Origin of the sequence: Methanothermobacter defluvii (assembly GCF_003385755.1) — an archaeon.
Lineage (GTDB): Archaea > Methanobacteriota > Methanobacteria > Methanobacteriales > Methanothermobacteraceae > Methanothermobacter > Methanothermobacter thermautotrophicus.
Map to the genome: position 1 here is coordinate 739,456 of NZ_QREL01000001.1, position 17,083 is coordinate 756,538.

The following is a 17,083-nucleotide window of genomic DNA, read 5'->3' on the forward strand; positions in this document are numbered from 1 at the left end:
TATGGCAAGGTTTGAAGAAGCAGAGAACAGACTGTTCAATATCAAGATCTGCCTTAAATGTAACGCAAGAAACCCACCAACTGCAAGGACATGCAGGAAGTGCGGTTACAAGGGATTAAGATACAAGGCAAAGGAACCAAGGGGTTAAAACAGCCCCTACCCACTATTTTTTTGAGTGTTCAGAATGAAGGTTGAAGAATACTTCCACGACGTCCTCAGGGAGAGGAAGATGCACCTGACACTCATCGACCCCCAGGAGCAGAGCCCTGAGGAGGCTGTCAGGATTGCGGAGGCAGCCATAAGGGGAGGTACCGACGGCATAATGCTTGGAGGATCAACCACAGATTCCCATGAACTTGATGAAACAGCCAGGGCACTCAGTGAGAGGATAGATGTACCAATAATACTCTTCCCGGGCAACACCACGGGTGTCAGCCGTTACGCCGATGCTATCTTCTTCATGAGTCTTCTTAACTCCACCAACCCCTACTGGATAATAGGTGCCCAGGCCCTTGGAGCCGGGGCGGTCAGGAAGATGGGTATCGAGGCCCTTCCAATGGGCTACCTTGTTGTTGAACCTGGCGGAACCGTTGGATGGGTGGGTGATGTTAAGGCTGTTCCACGAGGAAAACCCGATATTGCAGCGGCCTATGCAATGGCAGCGGAGTTCCTGGGTATGAGGCTCTTCTACCTTGAAGCGGGTTCAGGGGCACCTGAACACGTGCCAGAGGAGATGATATCCCTTGTTAAGAGCTGCACGGACCATATACTCATCGTTGGTGGGGGTATAAGGACAGGTGAGGATGCTGCAAGGGTTGCAGGGGCCGGTGCTGATGTAATAGTCACCGGTACCGTGGTTGAGAACAGTGACAACGTGGAGGACAAGATCAGGGAGATCGTTGAGGGTATCAACGGGTCCCTATGACTTCACTTTTCTTATTTTAACCGGTTTTATGTCTTAATCTGTCTCATCCTGTTACTATTCTTTTTTAATCGTTCTTTATTTATTAATCCTCTTAATTCACTTATTTCAATTGGATCTTTTACTTAGTTCAGGATTTTCTTCTTTTTTCTGATGATATTTTAAAAAAATATATAGTGATCACTTGCAGAGATAATCGTGCTCCTGGTGCTTTTACTTGCCATCTACATCCTCAGGGGAAGGTATGGGAGACTAATGAGGATAAGCCTGAAGATAGAACGGTATCTGATCATTTATCCTTTTTTATAAACATTTAATGGCTGATTGATTTCTGGGCGGGGCCGGGACTACTCAAATTAAAATTTTTATTCTTCCAGGAGTGGACTTTATCCTTTGAAGGGGTCAGTCGCTGAATTCACATCCGGCCAGCCCTCCTCCACGAGTTTCAGGCCAGATTCAGAGTATCTTTCACCTGTGTTAAGGAATACCAGATCCCAGAATGTCCTGAGCCCATAAAATGTATCTTTATCCATCTGAAGCAGATAATAATCCTTTCAAGCTACTAGCGCACCGTAAAGAGCTTATTTGAAACTGATACACCCCTTCAGGTTTTACCTTAAGGATTCAGGTGAACGTCCTGAGGCAGGGAAAGACCTGCTCACCGTTTTTTACTCATTAACTGAAAATCCAGTTCTCAGCAGGTTCTCTGTCTCTGCATGTAGTGGTGTGGTAACCTGTAAAATAAACGGTACCCGGATGAACAAGTGATATATGCATGGGGACATAATTAATAATATGAAAAACAGGCTTGTGGCCCAGATACTTAACAGGGTTGCCGACTTCATGGACCTCAAGGGGGATGAGTTCCGCTCAAAGGCCTACAGGCGAGCTGCAAGGACCATAGAATTACTCGGTGAGGACATAGAGGAAGTCGCAGCCCAGGACAGACTCCAGGAACTCCCAGGGGTGGGCAGGAACATCGCATCCAAGATCAGGGAGATACTTGACACCGGTTCCCTCCACCTACTGCATGAGCTCATGGAGGAGTACCCTGTTGACTTCGACGCCCTGCTCTCGGTTGAAGGTGTGGGTCCGAGGACCGTGAAGCTCCTCTATGAGGAACTCGGGATAAAGACCCTTGACGACCTTGAATACCAGGCAAAAAGGCACAGGATAAGACGCCTCAGGGGTATGGGTGAGAAGAAGGAGAAGGCCATACTCAGGAACATAGAACTTGCAAGAAGCAGGATAACAAGGAAGCCCCTGGCCTACATAGTGCCCCTGGCCCAGAGGATAAAGTCTGAGATAATGGACCTGGAGGGTGTCCAGAGGGTTGAGGTTGCAGGTTCCATAAGGCGTGGAAGGGAAACCGTAGGGGACATTGATATCCTTGTAACCGCCAGGGACCCTGAGATGGTCATGGATTACTTCACATCCATGGAGACCGTCAGGGAGGTTGTTGTCAGGGGGCCGAGGAAGTCCACCGTCCGCCTTGTGGAGGACCTGGACTGTGACCTCCGAGTATTTGATGATGGGGTCTTCGGCTCGGCCCTACTTTACTTCACGGGTTCATGGGAGTTCAATGTTGAACTGCGCAGGATAGCCCAGTCCATGGGGATGAAGCTCAGTGAATACGGCCTCTTCAGGGGCGATGAGAGGGTGGCCGGTAGGACCGAGGAGGAGGTCCTGGAGGCCCTGGGACTCACCTACATTGAACCGGAGCTCAGGGAGAACCGTGGAGAGATAGAGGCCGCCAGGGAGAGAAGGCTCCCTGAACTGGTATCCTCCGAGGATGTCAGGGGAGATCTCCATATGCACAGCCTCCACAGTGACGGAATCGACTCCATAGCCGACCTTGCATCCTATGCAGAAACCCTTGGAAGGGAGTACATAGCTGTAACGGACCATGCACGCTACATATCTGACCCTGACTCCTACTTGAGGTCCATTGAAGGGGTGGATGAGATCCCTGTCCTGGCGGGTGTTGAGGTCAGCATACTTGCCGATGGCAGCCTTGAAGTCCCTGGGGACGTCCTTGAAGACTTTGACCTTGTGGTTGCAAGCGTGCACGACGGCTTCAATGTTACCGAGAGGCTCCTGGGGGCCATGGACCATGACGTGGTTGATATAATAGGACACCCCACTGGACGTGTGCTGGGGACCAGGGAGCCGGTGGTTGACATTGAAAGGGTTACCGAAAGGGCGGCCGAGGCAGGGGTGGCCCTTGAGGTGAACTCAAACCCCCTCAGACTGGACCTGCGGGACACACACATCAGGATGGCCATAGAGGCCGGCTGTAAACTTGCAATAAACAGTGACGCCCACTCAAGGGGAGGCCTTGAAAACATCAGGTGGGGAGTGCTGACTGCAAGGCGCGGATGGGCCAGCTCTGATGATGTGATAAACACCCTTAGCTTCAGGGGACTTAAGAGGTGGCTTGAAATCTAGCTGATGGTTATCCATGGGGATTCAGGGTAGCTTCTGACTTCGAGGGGGTCATGGGGTGATCGTTGATTCACGTTAAATGGTATCCAACTAACAACCAATAGTAAAACGTCATGGGGTGATCATTGATTCATGTTAGGGTAATTTACCCATGAGCATGACCTTTAGGGTCTATAGGTTCTGATTCCTTCTCCTGTACCTGAGGTAGATCGGCACCCCTGCGACTATAAGGAGGGAGCCTGCAAGTATGGTGCCTGTACCTGTATTTGCAAGTAGATACAGGCATATCAGGACACCGAGGATGCTCTTCAGGGGTACCCCGGCATCCCGGTAGCGCCTCCTCCTGAGCACAGGAAGTGAAACACAGGTTGACATGTAGGCAAGGAGCAGTGTAAGGACAGAGAGTTCAATAAGACCCGCCGCGGTTCCTGTTAGGGCTGCCACGAGCGCCGTCAGGTTCTGGACCAGTATGCTCAGGTGAGGAGTTCTGAACCTTGGATGGATCCGTGACAGCCACCCCGGGAGGAACCCGTCAAGGGACATGACATGCAGAAGTCTGGCGGTTGTGAGCATACCGGCCTCCTCAGAGCCCGCGATGGATATGAGGGCCCCGAGGGTCAGTATAAGAGCACCCGCACCCCCCAGGGCACTGTAACCTGCAAGTGTGAGTGGTGCAGGGGAGGATGCGAGGACCCCCCCATGGGACAAGTCCAAGTATCACGAAATTTGTCAGGAGATAGAAGACCATGACGAAGACCATCCCAATGATTATTGCAAGGGGTATGATCCTCCCGGGATTCTTAACCTCACCGGCAGGGACCGTTACAAGTTCAAAGCCCACATAGGCCCAGAAGACCAGGACCGTCACGCTGCCCAGGGCACCGAGGCCCATGGGTGCGAAGGGAGTGTAACCGGATAGAAGGCCGGAGGGGTCCCATATGAATCTCAGGATGCCAGTGACAACCAGCAGGATCAGGGGGGCTACCTTGAGGACTGTGAGGACGTCATTAACCTTACCGGCCCTCCCCACACCTGAAATGTTTATGGCTGTCAGTGAAAGGATGAAGATGACCTTGATGAGGGCCTCTGCAGTGGGGCTGAGGCCGATGAACTGGGAGATGTAGTAGACGAAGGCCACCGGGAAGACGGCTATGGCTATCCAGGATGATACCCAGAGGGACCAGCCGGTTATAAAACCCGCGAATTCTCCAAGGGCTTCCCTTGCATAGGAGTAGGGGCCCCCTGTCCTTGGCATTATGGCCGATGCCTCTGAGAATACAAGGGCGAGGACCATTGCCATTAGACCCCCAATTATCCATGAGAGTATGGATGCGGGTCCAAGGCTCCCTGCACCGTAGGCTGCAACTATGTAGATATCCGCGCCCACAATGGTTCCGATGACGAGGCTCACGGCATCAAAGAATGTGAGCTCCCTTCTAAGACCTTCACTCATCATATAACCATCCATCATTCCACGGGTCGGGTTGTTTTTATATAATTATGTCTCAGTTATTATTTCAGAAACCTATAACATTCACGGTCTGTTTTCACATTTCTTTTAAATGAAGATTCCACAGGGTATGTTAATTATTGTGAGTAAGGCAGTTCATCACTAACATAAGGACGTGGCGCCCCAGTGATAGCATTCATACAGTGCCCTGTAATAGGTTGCATCACCTGACTGAGGATATGCAGCTTAACACAATCCCTGAAGTGAATGGAGGGGCTTGGATCCATCAGATTATCCATGAATGTGAAGATAAAAGTCAACCTTTAAATAGTGCCCCTATCAATCTATGAAATGGGGATATATTCACATGGAAACTCTGGACAGTGGTGAGTTCTTTGATAAGGAATGGAACAGTGATTGAGGGTCCTTTATGGCCAGAACCGGTGGAGATAAAGAGTGTTTCAAGGATAGGTGAAAACTTACGTATCATAGGCGCCCTTATAAACTCAAACGAGCACATAGACCAGATACTCACCCCTGATGAATGCAGGAGGATCAGGGGCGGTGAGGTGAAACTTGATTTTTCAGCCTCCGGGGAGGAGTTCTTCCTTGCCCTTGAATCATACCGTTACAGGAACGCGTCGATCTTCGATCCATTCCTTGCAATGAACAGTTCCAGAATAGACCCCCTACCCTTTCAGCTTGACGCTGTTTATCTTCACGCCCTCAAAATGCCAAGGCTCCGCTACATGATTGCAGACGACCCGGGGGCCGGTAAAACCATAATGGCAGGCATCATAATAAGGGAACTTAAACTCAGGGGCGTTGCGACAAGGATCCTGATAGTCTCACCGGGCCATCTGAGGGAACAGTGGAGGAGGGAGATGGCTGAAAAGTTTGATGAGAGATTCATCATGGCTGACAGGGGATTCTTCAATTCCCGGCGTGGGGAAAACCCATGGCTCACCGGCAACCAGTTCATAACATCAATGGACTTCGCAAAGCAGGACGACATCCTCAGGTCACTGGGAGCCGTGCGATGGGATCTCGTGATAGTAGACGAGGCCCACAAACTATCAGCCACATTCTCTGGGAAGATTAAGAAGAGGACAGAGAGGTACAGGCTGGGTGAGGTCCTATCAGGGACATCGGATAATATGCTCTTCCTCACAGCAACACCCCACAGCGGGAACCCTGAAAGCTTCAGACTCCTCCTGGATCTACTTGAACCTGGCTTCTTTGCAAACAAGGGACTCATAGAGGAGGCTAGGAGAAAGGATGAAAATCCCCTCTTCATAAGGAGGACCAAGGAGGAGCTCAGGGACTTCCAGGGCAACCCCATCTTCAGGAAGAGGTTCACCTACACCCACAGCTTCAGACTCTCTGAAAAGGAGATTGAACTCTACAATCGACTATCAGAGTACATAAGAAAGGAGTACAGAAGGGCGGAAGGTAGTGATGGCAGGATATACATATTCGCACTCATGCTCCTCCAGAGGAGGATGGCATCAAGCATCTACGCCCTCAGGGAGAGTCTGATAAGGAGGAGGATTCGGTGCCAGGAGATGATCAGGTCCCATGACCTGGAAGAACCAGGGATAAACATCAGTGGAATCGAGGATGAGGATGAGGCGACACGGTGGAGGGAGGAGGAGAAACTTGAAGGGACTATAATTGTAAAGAGCAGGTATCAGCTTGACGAGGAGGTTCAGACACTCACAGAACTCATCAAAATGGCAGATGACATCTTGGCGGCATCCGAGGACACAAAGCTGGGTGAACTAAGAAAGATACTTGATGAGGTGGGTGATGAGAAGCTCCTCATATTCACAGAATTCAAGGACACCCTCGACTACCTTGTGGATAAACTTGAGGAATGGGGCTACACCGTGAGCACCATACACGGCCAGATGAACATGGAGGAACGTATAGCAGCCGAAAAGGAGTTCAGGGAGAGCACCCAGATCATGGTTGCAACCGAGGCAGCCGGTGAGGGTATAAACCTCCAGTTCTGCCACCTCATGGTGAACTATGACATACCATGGAACCCAAACCGCCTCGAGCAGCGGATGGGACGTATACACAGGTACAAGCAGAGTAAGGACGTCTACGTCTATAACCTTGCAGCTGAAAACACGAGGGAGGGTCTGGTGGTCACAAGGCTCCTTGAAAAACTTGAAAGGATAAGGAAGGACCTCGGCTCAGACAGGGTATACGACGTTGTGGGTGAAATATACCATGAAAAGGACATCCAGGAAATAATAAGGGAAGCCATCTCAGCAGGTATAAGCCCTGATGAAATCGACAGGAGACTGGAGCCACCATGGGATATACTGGATGATGTTCTAAAGGAACAGCTCGCAACACCCGTTAATTATGCAGAGATAGACAGGATAAGTCAGAGGATCAGGGAACGCAAACTTGCACCGGAGTACATAGAGGAGTTCTTCAGGAAGGCAGCCCAGCACTACCGCTGGGAACTTAGGGAGAGGTCCACCGGAACCTATGGTATGAGAACGCCACCGGAACTTCTAAGGGTATGGACAGACAAATACAAAAACAGGTACGGTGACCTGCAGAGGAACTACCCTGTCTTCAGCTTTGAGAAGACAGAGGATGATGATGTAGACTTCGTATCCTTCGGCCACCCACTCTTCGAGGCAACCCTCCTCTACATAGGCCAGGAACTTGCATCGGACATATACCGTGGCGCCGTCTTCAGGGACCCCACAGGCAGATATGATGGTGTGATATGGTTCTTTGAGGGTGCCGTCAGGGATGGTTCCGGTAAGATAGCGGGCAGGAAGATATTCGGCGTCCTCAACAACGGCCGGGAGATGAGTATAGTTGACCCATCAGTCCTCTGGAACCTCATACCAGATTCAGGACCATCTGAAGCTGAATATGACAGTGAAGGGGTCATGGAATTCGCAATAGAGGAGATGAAGAGATTCAGACATGAACTCCTCAGGGAAGCAGAAAAGAGGGCGGAGATAAAGAGAAACTATGGTGTAAGGTCACTTGACTATAGTATAAATGAATCAAACAGCAAGCTAATTGATTATGAGAGGCGTCTTGGACTCGGAGAGGACCTTAAACTAGCAATCAGAAATGAGAAGGAAAGACTCAGCGAGTACAAGGAACGCCGGGATAGTCTCATTGATGAGATAGAGAGGGAGAAGACCCTCAGCATAAACATGCCCAAACAGATAGGAGCAATCATTGTCAGGGGGGAGATGGCAGAGGACCCTGCCATTGAGAGGATAGGGATGGATATGGCCATGAAGTATGAGCTTGAACATGGAAGAATCCCTGAGGATGTCTCAGGGGAAAACCTGGGTTTTGATGTCCGCTCATCAGGTCCCGATGGGACAAGGTACATTGAGGTCAAGGCAAGGAGTGGTGAGGGTAACGTTGAACTCACACAGAATGAATGGCTGAAGGCCAGACGATTCAGGGAGTCCTACTGGCTCTATATCGTGAGCAGCGCAGCTACAAGCCCCAGACTGCACATCATAAGGGACCCCCACAGTAAACTTAAACCCATAATAAGGGAAGAGGTAAGGTATGTGATACCGGCCAGTCAATGGAAGGAGGCAAGTCAATGAAAAAAGCGCTAATAGAGAAGACATTCCCCCTGAGGGATGTGAGTGAAGAATCAGCTAGGGAGAAGAATATAAAAAGCGGTCACATCTCAACACTCCACATCTGGTGGGCAAGAAGGCCCCTTGCAAGCAGCAGGGCCACAATATACGCGAGCCTCGTGGGGGCTGGAGATGAACTGGAGGAGATCAAGAGGCGGGAATTTATAAAGAAGCTCTGTAAATGGGAGAACACCAATGACCTGAACACCATAAGCCGCGCCCGGAAGGACATACTCCATGAGCACGGCCACCCCCCCAGGGTCCTTGACCCATTTGGTGGAGGCGGCAGCATACCCCTTGAGGCCCTCCGCCTTGGATGCGAGACACACAGCATGGACTACAACCCAGTGGCTGTCCTGATACAGAAGTGCACACTTGAGTATCCCCAGAAGTATGCTGGATCAGGCACCGGCTGGTCTGAGGGTGAGAACAGACTCGTAAGAGATGTGAAGAGGTGGGGTGAATGGGTCTTCAGGGAGGCTGCCGGGGAACTCAGAAGGTTCTATCCAGCTGATGATGATGGGTCGGTTCCTGTCGCCTACATATGGGCAAGGACACTACCCTGCCAGAACCCATCATGTGCTGCTGAAATACCATTAATGAGACGTTTCTGGCTTGCGAATAAAAGAAATAAAATAGCCCTGAAAACAGTGATTGAGGGAGACAGGATTGACTTTGAGATTGTGAAGGACCCTGATTTCGACCCTGGAAAGGGGACCATATCCAGGGCCATCGTAACCTGCCCAGTATGTGGTTCAACAATAAAGGCAGATGACACCAGAAGACTCTTCCAGGAGGGTAAATCCGGTGAGAGGCTCATAGCAGTGGTAACAAGCCACCCTGATAGGAGGGGTAAGGAGTACAGACTCCCCACAGAGGATGACATGAAGATATTCCTGGAAGCAGAAAAACACCTTGAGAAGAAAAGGGAGAAACTGATGGATGAGTGGCTAATAGACCCCATACCAGATGAACCCATACCTCCTGAGAATAGAAGAAGTGTCAACCTTCCGGGGTATGGCATGTTAAAATGGGGCGATCTTTTCAACCCACGACAGAAACTCAGCCTCATCACATTTATAGAAATGATACGAAACGCATATGAAGAGATGATCAGGGAAGGATACGATGAAGAATATGCAAAGATTATCACAACATATCTTGCAATGATACTTGGCAAATTAGCGGACTGGAACTCTGCTTTGTGTTATTGGAGACCTGATCAAGAAAGGAATGCGGATGTATTTAGTAGAAACGCTATACCAATGGTATTTGATTATGGTGAAAGGAACCCCTTAATGGGGAAGTTGATGAGGCCAGAGACGATCAGTAAAGTTCTTGATAATCTCTCTATGATCCCTGAAGTTAAAGGTCACACCCCTAATGTAGTTAAGGCCTCCGCCACTTCAATCCCATATCCAGATAATTATTTTGATGGTATTTTCACGGATCCACCATACTATGATAATGTACCCTATTCATACCTCTCAGATTACTTTTACGTATGGCTCAAAAGGGCCCTGGGTGACCTTTACCCTGAACTCTTCCTCACATCCCTCACCCCCAAGGCTGATGAAATGGTTGCCTACACCCATGAAAAGTCCAAGGCAGAGGCCAACCAGCAATTTGAGGACATGATCCGGAAGTCCTTCCAGGAGATACACAGGGTCCTCAAACCAGGAGGCATAGCCAACATCGTCTATGCCCATAAGACCGCCGCCGGCTGGGAGACAGTAATAAACGCCCTCCTTGAATCAGGCCTCACAGTAACAGCCTCATGGCCCATAAACACAGAAATGAGGGCACGTTTGATGGCCCAGAAGTCAGCCGCCCTCAGATCATCAATCTACATAGTGGCCCGTAAACCCGATGAGGAGAAGGGGACCGGCTTCTATGAGGAGGTGAAGGCTGAACTCAAGGAAAAACTCCATGAAAAACTTGAATCCTTCTGGATGGAGGGGGTTTCAGGCCCTGACTTCTTCATATCAGCTATAGGAGGGGGTCTTGAGGTTATAGGCGGCTATGACAGTATATTAACCTACAGTGGTGAGAAGGTCACGGCCTCCCGTTTACTTGAGGACATAAGGAGTCTTGCAGCAGATTTCGCCATAAAGCAGATCCTTGAGAATGGATTCGCCGATGAACTTTCACCCTTAACCAGATTCTACCTCTTCTATAGGTGGAACTTCGGGAACAACAAGGCGGACTTCGATGATGCAAGACTACTTGCAAGCAGCCTTGGAATAGACCTCCAGAATGAGAAGGATGGGTTCATAAGGATAAGCGGTAGCAAGGTCACAGTCCTTGGACCTGATGAAAGAAAACCTGATAAGATAAAACCCAAGGACCTTATAGACGTACTGCACCTTGCCTGTATCCACTGGAGCAGGGGTGAAACCGGGAGGATGGAATCAGTACTCACAGAATCAGGTTACGGGTCCATGGACAGCTTCTACAGGGTCGCCCAGGCCCTTATAGAATCACTGCCCGACTGCAGTGAAAAGAAATGGCTTGAAGGACTCACATTAAATCGTGAGGAACTCATGAGAAAAACAGCAGAGACAGAGAGGCAGCAGAAACTCCCATAAAAGATTCTTAAAATCTAAAGGAGATGATAAGATGAAGCCCTTTGTTAGTGTGGCTGAACCGCATGATGATATACTTGGAGAGGAACTAACCCTGGATACCTTCGCAGCAAACCTCTGGAGCGTCCACAGGGGAGAGGCACCCGAGGAGTACCAGAACCCCGATGTCTTCTGGGAGAAGACCTACACTACCAGGGGCCTCAAGAACATAATGGAAACCGTGAAAAGGAGGCTTGAAGGAGGGCCCGGGGACCCTGTAATACAGTTACAGACACCCTTCGGTGGGGGTAAGACCCACACCCTCATATCCCTCTACCACATGGCATCAGAGATGGATGCCAGGGTTGTTGTTATAGCTGGCGACGCCCTTGACGCCGCCGAGACAACACTGTGGGCAGAACTCGAGAGGCAGCTGAGGGGGGAGAACAGGGAATTCACAAACGAGACGTCCCCAGGCACAGAAAAGCTTAAGAGACTCCTCCAGGAGACGAGTCCCGTCCTGATACTCATGGATGAGGTCCTTGTTTATGGACAGAAGGCTGCAGGTGTCATTGTTGGTGACTCCACCCTTTCAGAGCAGATAGGACCCTTCATTCAGGAGCTCACAGAGGTGGTTTCATCCCTCAGGGAGGTTTCACTGGTTGTAACCCTCCCATCAAGCCACCTTGAACACTATGGTGAGGCCGCAGAGAGGCTCTACCAGCAGATCGCAAAGGTCCTGGGCAGGACCCATAAGATAATCGCGCCGGTTGAGAACGATGAGATCTATGACGTCATAAACAGGAGACTCTTCAAGAGGATACATGAGGATGAGAAGAAGTCTATAGTCCATGAAATAGTTGACATTGCCTATGATAACGGGTTGCTCCCGGAGTCCATGGAGAAGTCAGAGTACAGGGAGTTATTCCTCAAGAGCTACCCCTTCCAGCCTGAGGTCATAGACGTCCTCTATGAGAGGTGGGGGTCCTTCCCAAAGTTCCAGAGGACCAGGGGTGTTCTCAGGTTACTGGCACTTGTTGTAAGGTCACTCTGCGACTCAACGAGGCCCTTCATAAGACTTGCAGACTTCGACCTCTCACTGGGGGATATAAAGAGGGAGTTCATAGAATTCACAGGCAACGAGTTTGACAGTATAATAGCATCTGACATCACATCACCCGATTCAGGTGCAGTCGCGACGGATGATAAACTGCAGAGCTACAGGCCCTACAGGCTCGGCACATCGATAGCCACAACGATATTCCTCCACTCCTTCGCCGGTGGAAGTGAAAGGGTTGGTGCGGGTATCAGGGAGATTAAACTCTCATGCATAGACCCGAATCTTCCGGTGAGCATAGTAACCGAGGCGCTGGAGATGATGAGGAAGAGGCTCTTCTACCTCCATGAGAGGGACGGCCTCTACTACTTCAGCAGCAAACCCAACCTTGAAAGACTCATAGTGACACGGAAGGAGAACGTATCAGAGGATGATATCAGGGAAATGGAGGAGGACTTCATCAAGAAGATAGTGGGTAAGAAGAAGTTAGAGGTGCACATCTGGCCAGGGAAATCATCGGACATCCCTGACACCATGAAACTCAAACTGGTGGTCCTCAGGGATGACTCAGAGGTTGATGAATTCATAAGCAATAAGGGTAAACATCCAAGGGTCTACAGGAACTCCCTGATCTTCCTCCTACCAGCCCCCGACGAAAGACCCGCATTCAATGAATTTGTAAGGACACAGGCAGCACTCAAAAGCATATACAATGACAGGACCCTCCAGATGGATGAGAATGAAAGGAAAGGAATAAAACACAGGATCCGTGAAAATGAGAAGGATTCAAATACGCGTACAAGGAACCTCTACCGTCATGTTATCATACCTGCAAAGGAGGGAACAGAGAGGTTAGACCTTGGAAGGCCAGCCTATGGTGTGGACACACCTGTGGAGTACGAGATAGAATCCCTCCTGAAACAGGAGGATAAACTTGTAGATAAGCTCAACCATGACGTGCTGGCAGCAAGATACCTTAAGGGTGATTACGCTGAGACAGCAAGGATACTGGAATCATTCTACAGCGTACCTGGGGAGATAAGGATAACCGGCGAGGATGTCCTCAAGAAGGCCATAAAGCTTGGTGTTAAGAGAGGATCCTTTGGTCTGGGGGTTCTGGTTGATGATAAACCAGAATGCACCTTTATTGAGGAGGACTGCAGCCCATCGCTTTCAGATGGAGAAATAATAATAAAGCCCCACCTCTGCGTGAAGGAACCCATGGAAGAAGAGAAACCAGCAGGGGAAGAGGCACCCCCCGCACCCATGAAGAGTGCCGAAATCGTCGAGAAACCTGAGGAACCAGAGAAGATGGAGTTTAAACAGGAACCCGACAAAACAAAAGCTATAAGATCCATCAGCCTGGAATTCAGAATCCCCGACCAGGAAATGATACAGATAACGAAGATCAAGAAAGTACTCATGAAGTACTTCAATGATGTTCAAGTGGAACTCGATGTCACCATACGCTCAGCTGATGGTGAGATGCCTGAATCAGAATACAGAAACATCAAGGACTTCTTCAATGAACAGGGTATAAGGGTGCGAGAGGATAGGAGGGCATGATGAACATTCCCTTATTCTGAATTTTCAGCTGAATAGATGGTGCTGCTGAATCAGGAATACCCCCACATTAATTCAGATTTATTGATGTGGGGTGAGGAGAAAAAAAGCCGAGACCAGGAAGTCATTCAAACTATTTATTGGTTAATGTATAAAGATAGAACCGGTGTTTATATGGTTACAAGTGAAGAGATGAAGAGGAGACTCGCCGAGAAGAAGGGCGGGACTGTTAGGAGAGAGACCGCGCCTGCATCAGAGAAGTTCTGCCCAAACTGTGGCAGGGAGTATGATTCAAGGTCAAACTTCTGTGATGAGTGCGGTACAAGGCTTGAGGAGAGGACCGCAACCCCTGCGGTCCATGAACACGGGGACATAATATATGTAACAAGCAACTACGTCCCGGGCTACAGGGCTGTTGAGGTCCTTGGATTCGTCTATGGCCTTACAGTGAGGAGCAGGGGTCTTGGAGGTCAGATAGGGGCCGGTTTAAGGTCAATTGTGGGTGGTGAGATCAAGGAGTACGTTCAGATGATGGAACACTCCCGTCAGGAGGCCCTTGACCGTATGATGGACCATGCAAGGGAACTGGGCGCCAATGCAGTTATAAGCGTGCGCTTTGACTCTGACTCAATCTCCGATATCATGCAGGAGATCCTTGCATACGGCACCGCGGTTATCATCGAACCCGAAGAATAAAATCACAAATTATTTATACTACATCTTTTTTTATTCTACTTTAAAGGTTTACAGTGGAGGATTTTTCATTGAATGTCCTGGAAGAAATTGCAGATTCCCTGAAGGGCACCGTCAGATGTGAAATCGGAAGGCCAGTATTCAGGTCCAGCAGATACGAGGTCCATGAGTTCAGAAGGGAAAACTTCAGACCCCTCAGGGTGCCGGATGACACTCCACTCCTTGCATTCATTGATGGTGGAAACAGCCCGGTAATCACCGGACCATCATTCTCGGTGCAGCTTAACAGGGTCGCCGCGGGCATCTTCAGGGGAGAAAGGCGTGAGAACATGGAACTCCCATCAAGGCTCGAGTTCCTCTCACTCATGAGGCTTGATGCAGAGAACTCCAGGTACACCTTCAATTTACACCCCTTCGACCCATCATACAGGGAAATTCTCCCTGACGAGGACCGGTTACAGATAGAGATCCCCATGGTGGAGGGGATGGACCCCTCAAACATCCAGGGACTCCCAAGGCGTTTCGCTGAATGGACCATGGCCCTGGAACTCATGGGGGAACTCGGTGAGGGGGACATACTCGTAACCGATGGTTCGCTCCAGGCATCCTTTGAGAATGAGAACCCCTACATACATGAGCTCATGGAGGAGGGTAAGAGGAGGGGTGTGTACGTTGCAGGCTTCTCAAAGACATGCAGCCTCTACACCACCACCTCAGCATCACTCCTCGGAACAGTGAGGAAACTTGCAGAGAGATACGGTGCCGGTGAAAGATGGTGCTACAGTCCGGTTGCCGTGAGGATGGACCGCCCAACAGTCATAACAGTGGTGAAACTCAACCCGGCCGGCAGGATATTCCGCCTCGACATACTTGGAGAGGACACGGATGAATCACCCATCAGGGTGGCATCGGGACTCCTCAGGAACTCTGCAGACGCATGCTTCCCGGGCTACCCCTACGGCCTGGTGGACGTGGATATGAGGGCGCGCGTCTCCCGTGATGAGATAGAGATCTACAGGAGAAGGATCCTGGCTGAGATTCCAGAAAGAGAAATCCTTAAAGACGTAGTGTATGAGGCCAAGAGCCTTGATTTCCATGATGAACTCAACAGGTATGCAGGTGAATACTGATGGAAGCTGCAGGGCAGATAATCGGTGGTGAAACAGCCACAATACTGATAAGGGAGAAGACAGGCTCCAGGATTGAGATCGGCGACCTCCTTGTTGCGGAGGATGATGGCAGGATAATACTCCAGGTTAAGGAGCTCAAGTACAGGTCACAGATACCCATGGGGATGCATGAACTGGCATCGGGCCTTGAACTTGAAGGACAGGGGGGTGAGGTGGAGTTCCTTGAACCTGAACTCAGAAACTACATCATCGCCGAGGCCCGCCCCATACTCCATGTAAAGGATGAGGGGCCAGTACTCCCCAAGCTACTACCCGGCTTCTTCAGGTCGGTCCGCAGGATACATGAGGGGGACCTTGAATTCCTTGAAAGACCTCAAAGGCCCATCTACCTCGGTAACGTGAGGAGCGGGTCCAAGGTCCTTGAAACACCAGTACACCTTGATGCGGAGAGCGCAATAACCCACCACATCCTCATCCCAGCAACAACAGGGAGGGGTAAGAGTAACCTTGTGAAGGTCATGCTCTGGAGCCTCGTGGAGATGGACAGTGTGGGCATGCTCGTCCTGGACCCCCACGACGAGTACTACGGGAGGAACGATGAGGGACTCGGCAGCCACCCGGCAGCCGGTGAAAGGATAGAGTACTACTCCCCTGACGCCCCGGTGGGCGGCAACACCCTCATAATAAACCTGAAATCCCTGAGGCCGGAACACTTCGACGGGATCATAGATTTCTCAGGCCCCCAGGAAGAGGCCATAAGGGCGGCACGTAACAGATTCGGTGATGAATGGATAGCGGGAATCGTCAAGTCAGATGAGATAATGAACGTCCACCATTCAACCCTCCGTGTTCTCAAGAGGAAGTTCGATAACATACTGGGTGTCTACATGGAGGACGGCGAACTCAAATCCCGGGGAGGTGTCTTCAGGGAATCAGGGGGTGAATCCACAATAAGGGATATCATAGGCCACCTTGAGGATGGTAAAACGGTCATCATTGACACATCCCGACTCATGGGTGAAGCAGAGATCCTCGTTGGAAGTATCATAGCAGGGGCCATCTTCAGGAGGTACCAGAGATACAAGGCCGAGAACAGGCTCAGACGCAAACCGGTCATAGGGATAATTATAGAGGAGGCTCCCCGCGTCCTTGGAAAGGAGGTCATCGAAAACCAGGGACACAACATCTACAGCACCATAGCCAGGGAGGGCCGTAAATTCAACATCGGACTTGTGGCCATCACACAGCTCGTGAGCCTCATCCCCAGGACCATACTGGCTAACATGAACACCAAGATAATCCTGGGGAATGAGATGGCCCAGGAGAGGGCTGAGATAATTGCAAGCGCCTCCCAGGACCTCTCAGATGATAACAGGACCATAGCAAGCCTTGATAAGGGTGAAGCCATAGTGAGCAGCATATTCACAAAGTTCGCTGTTCCGGTCAAGATACCCCTCTTTGAGGAGTTCATAGAATCAGAGAAGAAGGATGATGATGCACCACCACTTGAATTTGTATAGGTGCAGCAGGGGATAGGAGTTCAATGATGTTCCTTTTTTGATCTTAAAATGGGTGTGGGATTTGAACTGGGAATTTGATGATTCCCTCCCTGAAT

Annotated in this window: 12 protein-coding genes and 1 pseudogene; 10 read left to right on the forward strand and 3 right to left on the reverse strand. The window is 50.1% G+C overall.

Going from position 1 to position 17,083, the window contains the following annotated elements:
* The first annotated feature begins 1 nt into the window (after position 1).
* Together C7452_RS04045 and C7452_RS04050 are read left to right on the forward strand one after the other, a co-directional pair.
* Positions 2-148: a 50S ribosomal protein L40e gene (locus tag C7452_RS04045; protein ID WP_115892287.1), complete on the forward strand. Its 147-nt coding sequence runs from the start codon at positions 2-4 to the stop codon at positions 146-148.
* A gap of 36 nt (positions 149-184) precedes the next feature.
* Entirely contained in the window at positions 185-925 is a 741-nt protein-coding gene (locus C7452_RS04050; protein ID WP_115892288.1) for a geranylgeranylglyceryl/heptaprenylglyceryl phosphate synthase, read from the forward strand.
* A gap of 383 nt (positions 926-1,308) precedes the next feature.
* On the opposite strand, the gene C7452_RS09075 is transcribed toward C7452_RS04050, so the two are convergent.
* Positions 1,309-1,455, reverse strand: a complete 147-nt coding sequence (locus C7452_RS09075) for a hypothetical protein (RefSeq protein WP_170130282.1) — start codon at positions 1,453-1,455, stop codon at positions 1,309-1,311.
* Between the two features lie 262 nt (positions 1,456-1,717).
* Here C7452_RS09075 and polX point away from each other — a divergent pair, with 262 nt between their 5' ends.
* Positions 1,718-3,370 carry a DNA polymerase/3'-5' exonuclease PolX gene (polX, locus tag C7452_RS04060; protein WP_115892523.1) on the forward strand — a complete coding sequence of 551 codons (1,653 nt, stop codon included), beginning with the start codon at positions 1,718-1,720 and terminating at the stop codon, positions 3,368-3,370.
* A gap of 168 nt (positions 3,371-3,538) precedes the next feature.
* On the opposite strand, the gene C7452_RS09235 is transcribed toward polX, so the two are convergent.
* Positions 3,539-4,012: an amino acid permease gene (locus tag C7452_RS09235; RefSeq protein ID WP_281270443.1), complete on the reverse strand. Its 474-nt coding sequence runs from the start codon at positions 4,010-4,012 to the stop codon at positions 3,539-3,541.
* Positions 3,951-4,820: an amino acid permease gene (locus C7452_RS04065; RefSeq protein WP_245942822.1), complete on the reverse strand. Its 870-nt coding sequence runs from the start codon at positions 4,818-4,820 to the stop codon at positions 3,951-3,953. Before C7452_RS04065 ends, C7452_RS09235 begins: the two co-directional genes overlap by 62 nt.
* A gap of 392 nt (positions 4,821-5,212) precedes the next feature.
* On the opposite strand from C7452_RS04065, the gene C7452_RS04070 reads away from it, so the two are divergent.
* From C7452_RS04070 to C7452_RS04095, 7 genes and pseudogenes are all read left to right on the forward strand, one after another.
* Complete coding sequence (locus tag C7452_RS04070; protein ID WP_115892290.1) at positions 5,213-8,425, forward strand: helicase-related protein; 3,213 nt, start codon at positions 5,213-5,215, stop codon at positions 8,423-8,425.
* Positions 8,422-11,049 carry a DUF1156 domain-containing protein gene (locus C7452_RS04075; RefSeq protein ID WP_115892291.1) on the forward strand — a complete coding sequence of 876 codons (2,628 nt, stop codon included), beginning with the start codon at positions 8,422-8,424 and terminating at the stop codon, positions 11,047-11,049. The genes C7452_RS04070 and C7452_RS04075 overlap by 4 nt, the downstream gene beginning before the upstream one ends.
* Before the next feature lie 31 nt (positions 11,050-11,080).
* A complete protein-coding gene (locus C7452_RS04080) occupies positions 11,081-13,648 on the forward strand; it encodes an ATP-binding protein (RefSeq protein ID WP_115892292.1) in 2,568 nt (855 codons plus the stop codon).
* A gap of 189 nt (positions 13,649-13,837) precedes the next feature.
* Positions 13,838-13,969, forward strand: a pseudogene (locus C7452_RS09145) (zinc-ribbon domain-containing protein); the annotation flags it as partial.
* A gap of 48 nt (positions 13,970-14,017) precedes the next feature.
* Positions 14,018-14,341 carry a YbjQ family protein gene (locus tag C7452_RS09150; protein ID WP_238338015.1) on the forward strand — a complete coding sequence of 108 codons (324 nt, stop codon included), beginning with the start codon at positions 14,018-14,020 and terminating at the stop codon, positions 14,339-14,341.
* Positions 14,342-14,409: 68 nt separating this feature from the next.
* The gene (locus tag C7452_RS04090) at positions 14,410-15,468 is read left to right on the forward strand and encodes a DNA double-strand break repair nuclease NurA (RefSeq protein WP_115892294.1); all 1,059 of its coding nucleotides are present in this window, start codon (positions 14,410-14,412) and stop codon (positions 15,466-15,468) included.
* Positions 15,468-16,988 (forward strand): ATP-binding protein, encoded by a 1,521-nt coding sequence (locus C7452_RS04095; RefSeq protein ID WP_074358945.1) that lies wholly within the window; start codon positions 15,468-15,470, stop codon positions 16,986-16,988. The genes C7452_RS04090 and C7452_RS04095 overlap by 1 nt, the downstream gene beginning before the upstream one ends.
* Positions 16,989-17,083 lie beyond the last annotated feature (95 nt).